Source organism: Vibrio splendidus 12E03, assembly GCF_000272105.2.
Classification (GTDB): domain Bacteria; phylum Pseudomonadota; class Gammaproteobacteria; order Enterobacterales; family Vibrionaceae; genus Vibrio; species Vibrio splendidus_I.
Window position 1 is genome coordinate 1 of the sequence record NZ_AJZD02000128.1, and the last position, 5761, is coordinate 5761.

The window sequence follows — 5761 nt, forward strand, 5'->3', positions numbered from 1 at the left end:
CCGAGACGGTATTGGCTTGCGCCGACCAAGCGGTCGCCATGTTGTAGAGTTTGACGATGCCAAGAAAGAGAAAAACGGCCAGGATGAGGTACATGATGAAATCAATCAGGCTGATACCACGTTGTTGGTTTGGGTTTGAACGAATGCGTTTCATGTTGTGTTTCCTTAGAGTTGTATCGAGATAAAAAGGGATGCCATGGCGCTGCCCACCAGGGCGGCGAGCAGCAAGATACCCAGAACTAAAATGACCTTTGGGACAATGAGTTTCAGCGTGGCCATTTTTTTCGATAAATGGCGGTGGTGTTGTTCGGCGCTTTTTTCAAGCAAAGTCGAAAGCGGTGCGATATCCCCCATCACGTTCAGGTTGACCTGCGCGTCACGAAGCAAAAGACCGGTATCGAGCGCGCGACCTGGGTTGGTTTCGGTTTCAAGCTGGCGCTGCATTTGATTGAGGTGAGACTTCAAATAGCGAGACGAATAAGCGTCCACCTCTGTGATGGCGGCCTTGAGACTCATGCCCGCTTGTGACAGATTGGCGAGCGTGGACAAAAGGTTACCTGCCACGGCCATGCGATAGTCGCAAAATGGCCAGATGTTATCGGCCATATCGCGCCCTTGCCCTGTCCATATCGGCATGAGTAGCGCTTGAATAACAAACGAGCCAATGAAGAGGCTCAGCGCCACCAGTCCCGGCCCTGAAGCCGTCTCTCGAACCTGACTGGCCATCGAGTGTTCAAGACCAGCAGTCGTAATGATTTCACCACTGATGTACACGCCTAATACGCCAAGTCCCAGCAAAGTCAGCAGTGGAAAGGCCATCATGAGTAATAGAGACTTCATCACGCCTTGACCGCCTTCGAGCTCTTTAATGGCAATATCTAAGCCGCTTTTGAGCTGACCGTTTTGCTCAGCAATGGCGAGGGTTGACACCACTACGGGCGAGAGCCAACCACTGAGCACATCGGTAAAGCGTTTGCCTTCCCCTGGCGCCTTTAGACCCGCTTGACCAATTTTTTGCGTGCTCCCCGAACCACTGCTTGCCAGCTTTTGGCAAAAATCCTTGGTGGTCATGCCGTACTGCGCGCAGGTACGCCACTGCTCAAGGAGGGCGGTTTGGTCTTTTTTGTCAAACAACCACTGTTCAAGAGACACCGACATGATTGACCTCCGTTTGGTCTGCGTTCGCCTGCTCATCCATCTCTTGACCGATTTGTTGATATAAAGATTGAGAGGACACCGGCATCAAGCCATCCACTTGCTCAGAGGCGGACGCAATGTCCACTTGACCAAGGGCGATACGATGAAGGGTATGGCGACGAATATCGGGCCAACCTTGCGTCTGCAGGTAACGACTCCAACCCAAATAGTCCTGCGCTTTGATGAACTCGCGGTCCGCATCTTCGATGGCGATAAGCTCCAACACCAACAAACGGCCACTTTCACCCGTTTGACGGCAATACTTGCAGCCAGCAGGATGCTTTACGCGCACTTGATGATGCGCCTCGGGTAACAGCGTTGAAACTTGAGTCAACTTGGTTTGATAGGCGGCTTGCTCATCGTGATGGTCATAGACCGCTTTCGCTTCATCCAGGGTTAAGGCGCAGTGCGGACACAACTTTCGCACCAGCTTTTGGTGGGTAAAGAGCTGCATCAATCCTGGCGCAGAAACAATGGAAGACGGAATGCCGAGCTGCTCAATAAAAATAGCCGGCACCCCTAGCGCGCTGTTGGCGTGCAAGGTCGAGAGGGCTAAACCACCCGTTTCGCCTTTGCGCGTAAACTCTTTGGTGGTGTCATGACTTCGAAGCTCACCAAACGAGGTGATGTCGATGTCTTGACGAAGCTGCTCTAAGGCATAGAAGGTGTAGTCCAGGTATTGCCCCGAGCCATCGACCAACTCACGCTTAGGTTCAACCAAGGTTTTCGTGATGCCTGCTTGCTCAAACTCAATCGGGTCTTCGAGCGTATGGCAGCAACGCGCCACGCGGTCAACCGTGTCAAACAAGGCGTACACTAACGAGGTTTTTCCTGAGCCCATTGGGCCGGTGAGCACAATAATGCCTGAACGGCGCTGCATTTTACTTTCCAGCAAATCACGTTGAGCAGGCAACAAATCCATATTATCAAGCGTGAGAGGCTCCCCAAGGGGCGTCAAACAACGCAGTACCAATTTAATGCCGTGACTGAGCGGCATCATCGCGACGCGCCACTCCACCATAATAGTGACGCGGTGACTTTCTCCCTCCTCATCCAGCTTTGTGACGGAGCAAGGGAGTTCAAAGCGGTCATTAAGTGGCAACCTAGGAGAGTAGTTGGAGTTACCTAAGCTGAACGTGTACGCCGCTAAGGATTGACCCATCGCCCGGTCAAGTCGCTCAGCGCTCTCCCCGCCAGCAAAGGTTTTGAGCCTTTCACGGCGCCCATCCACGCGCAGTAAAATCTGAGTACTGTTGCGATGCACTTCAAGGTGAATGTCTGAGGCTTTGACCTCCACCGCGGCTTGGCAAAGCTGCGTCAGTTTATCGCCATAGGCCGACTCCAACGCGGCTTGCGTCTCTTGATTAAGTAGCGTGCGCGCCATATCTAGTAAGGTTTGCACACGCGTTTCATCGGTTAATTTCACCATCGGGGCACGAGCAAAAAAGCGCCCGCCACTGAGCGATTCCGTCTCTTGTACGTAACGGCGAATATCGGCGTGTTTTGGGCTGTCATAACAGTCCACCCAAATCACCCCCTCCTCATCCACAATGGTGTGGCCATCTTCGATGCACAGCTCAAGTAAGGTTTGGTCGTGCAATAAAGACAGGTCATGTCTGGATTCATTCATCAAAAATCCTCCATGCGTAGAAAGCGCGGCGCGCCGTTATCACGTAAACGAACGCCTTGCTCACTCACGCTGATAATCGACAAGGTTCCGACCACGGTGCCTTTTTGCACTTTATGCCAACGGCCATGCACGTTAATGCGGGCTTGCCACGCGCCGTTGTCGATTTGCACAAGACTGCCCAACATCAAGCCGGCGGTTTGCACCTCCTTTGACGCTCTTGAAGGCGTACTCACCACCGGGGTTATGCTGACGGGGGCACCGATGAGGCTCAACTCGGTTTGCAGACTGTCCGGTTGCGAGCGTAAATTTTGCTCCCGCACCTGCGCATCAAGCGTCGCCATGTTGAGCTCAGACAGCTTATTAAGGTACGTCTCAATATCGTCGCTAAGAGGTGGCAAGGGCGCGACCAACTCTGGCTCAAGGTTAAATTGCGCAAGCGCAACACCCAAGGCGTCAGTTGTGGCCTCTACAGGCTGGTTCAGCTTTGCGTCCAGAACCATCGGCGCTTCTGCACTTAATGTTGATAAAGACGTTGAGGCGAGCGCCTCACTACCCAACTCAATAGGATTGTCTTGCTCGGCGTGCTCCGCGGGCGCACCCGCGTACTCAGACTCAACGTCAGGAAATAACGTGGTGTAGCCCATGGCTACGGCCGCTACGCCCATCAAGGCGATGAGACCAATTTTGACTGGGGGAAGGGTCATATTAGAGACCTCCATATAAAGTGATGGAAAAAGAGAGTGACCAACGATGTGGGCTCACCGGTTTTAGCGTGAGCGCTTTCATCGAGACTGGCATGACCGCAAACAGCGCCGCCAAGGTGTTAAGCTCTGAGGCGCTCACCCCTTGATGCGTCACCTCCCATGTTTTACTTTGCCAAGTGCTTGATGACTTATCACTGCTTTGCTGCGCGATAAAACCCATGGTCACGAGCGCGTCTTGTAAGCGCTGGTCTGTCGGCTGCATCGGCATCACGTGTGACTGCCAGTAAGGCAATCCAGACGCGAGGGGTAAACGCAGCGTGTGTTGGTCCCCATCGTTGCTCAAAAACAAAGAAAATGAGTCATGTTGACGCAGCCATTGTTGCCACACACCAATAAGGCCATTAGGCTCACGCTCAATAGTGGCCGTCAGCTCTGCGCCTTGTTGAGTCAAGCCTTTGGTTTTCCAACTAGGAGGTAGCAGGGCAAGGTGAGTCGTGCTCAATAGCGCCCCTTCCATGACCGTCTGTGCGCTGACCGTTTCATGCAGTACCAAGCGATACATTCCCCATGGCGGGAGCGCTTTTAACTCAGGCGAGACGCTCTCATGACTCACTTGAGAAGTCGCAGGCTCGTTAGAGTCAGAGCGCTGAACATAAAGCGTTAAAGCGATCACTGCGGCGAGCAACACGCTCACTCCAATTATCACTCTGCGATTGTTTAAGGGTTGAGCGGGTGGCGTTAACCGGTACAGCTCCAGTAAGCTCAGCTCTTGGTCGCTTGGCGGCACTATGCGCTCATGGTTTTCACTCACTGACTCAGCTTGCAAAGATTCAACCAAGAAAATATGTGAGGCGCCTGCGTTTGCTGCGCACAAGTGATAGTGCGTGTCAGTCCAGATTTGGCGCACCACTCCCGCGTCAATCAGGGTCGCGTGCCACAGGTCTCCGATATTCTCGATAATGGTGACACTTTGCTCACCAGCCTCTTGCTCATGGAGCAGGCCGCGCGCGGTTAACACATCGAGCCACCACTCGCTGCGCGCCACGCCTTCACAATCACTGCCATACAGACAGACCCAGTCACCACGCTGCGACACGTACTGATAAGGCTGCTGGCTACGGCTTTTCAGGCGACGAATCGTCTTAGTTGCGTGACCGTGATGGGGAAGAGACAGTAATTCCATCATCCGTCCGCCCTCCGTGGAGTGAGGAGCACCAGCGTATCGACGCGCTGTTTCACCGCACTGTTACCGCCTAAAAAGGGGATGCCCAGGAAGGTACTTTCTTCTGTCGTGGTGTCGATTTGTGACACAGAGGCCACCACAATCGTTTGTCCGTATTTGAGCTTGTTGGCAAAGTTGATTTTGGCCTCACGCATTTGTGGGAAGACCAAGGTTTCACCGCCCACCTCTTGCGTCTCCAGCGATTCAATTTTGGTTAACATGCCCGAAGTTCGAAGGTAAACGTGGTCGCGCTGAATGTTCGGAACGACAATGAAATCGACGCCTTCACTGCGCTTACCACGCTCCGTATCAGTGGTGATAACGCCCTCATCACTGTCTGAGCTGATGTTTTCAACAAACTCGATGATGCGCTCTTGTGTGATGTGGTTGGTTTGATGGTTTTGCACCAATATCGTAATAGGCGTTTCCGTGGATACCTGCCCTTGCTGGTTCAATGCATTTATCAAGGCCGTCGAGCCGGACCACTTACCGCCGCCGGTAAACGCAAACCCAGGACTCGATGAGCCAGAAACCAAACTGGTGCCAGGAATGAAAAAGCTCAAGCTGCTGTCGCCACCAATATCGCGAATAATATTCCAGTCAATCCCTCGGTCATGGCCAAGGTTGGAACGAAATTCGAGCACTTGCACTTCCAAGGCCACTTGGCGAGTCAGCGATTGTTTCGACTGCGAAACGAACGCCACCACTTCACGCATACGCCCTGGCGTGGTGCGTACCACTAAGCGAGACAGGGACGGCACCGCTTGCACAGAGCCCACTAAGGATTCTTGTGCATCTCCCTCTCCGGTTAAATCCGGGTCGAGTTGCAGCAATGCTTTCACGCCCAGCGCCACCTCCCCAAACACATCCACATTGCTGCTCGACAAGGTGACGTATTGCCCGTCCACTTTCGCAGAGGCTTCCTCATCGTCTCCGCCTTCGCTGCTTTCACCGCTGCCAATCTGGTCGCTGAGCATCCCTGGCGGCAATTCCAGTTCAAACGTGCGA

General features: G+C 53.4%; 5 protein-coding genes. All 5 read right to left on the minus strand.

What is annotated here, in order from left to right:
- Positions 1 to 165 precede the first annotated feature (165 nt).
- Positions 166 to 1158 carry a type II secretion system F family protein gene (locus tag A142_RS10080; protein WP_019820692.1) on the minus strand — a complete coding sequence of 331 codons (993 nt, stop codon included), beginning with the start codon at positions 1156 to 1158 and terminating at the stop codon, positions 166 to 168.
- Positions 1142 to 2827 (minus strand): GspE/PulE family protein, encoded by a 1686-nt coding sequence (locus A142_RS10085; RefSeq protein WP_019820693.1) that lies wholly within the window; start codon positions 2825 to 2827, stop codon positions 1142 to 1144. Before A142_RS10085 ends, A142_RS10080 begins: the two co-directional genes overlap by 17 nt.
- The gene (locus A142_RS10090; protein ID WP_019820694.1) at positions 2827 to 3531 is read right to left on the minus strand and encodes a hypothetical protein; all 705 of its coding nucleotides are present in this window, start codon (positions 3529 to 3531) and stop codon (positions 2827 to 2829) included. The genes A142_RS10085 and A142_RS10090 overlap by 1 nt, the downstream gene beginning before the upstream one ends.
- 1 nt (position 3532) lies before the next feature.
- Positions 3533 to 4717 (minus strand): hypothetical protein, encoded by a 1185-nt coding sequence (locus A142_RS10095; protein ID WP_019820695.1) that lies wholly within the window; start codon positions 4715 to 4717, stop codon positions 3533 to 3535.
- Positions 4714 to 5761, minus strand: a 1048-nt coding sequence (locus A142_RS24945) for a type II secretion system protein GspD (RefSeq protein ID WP_019820696.1), incomplete at its 5' end; no start/stop codon positions are given. The genes A142_RS10095 and A142_RS24945, both read right to left, overlap by 4 nt.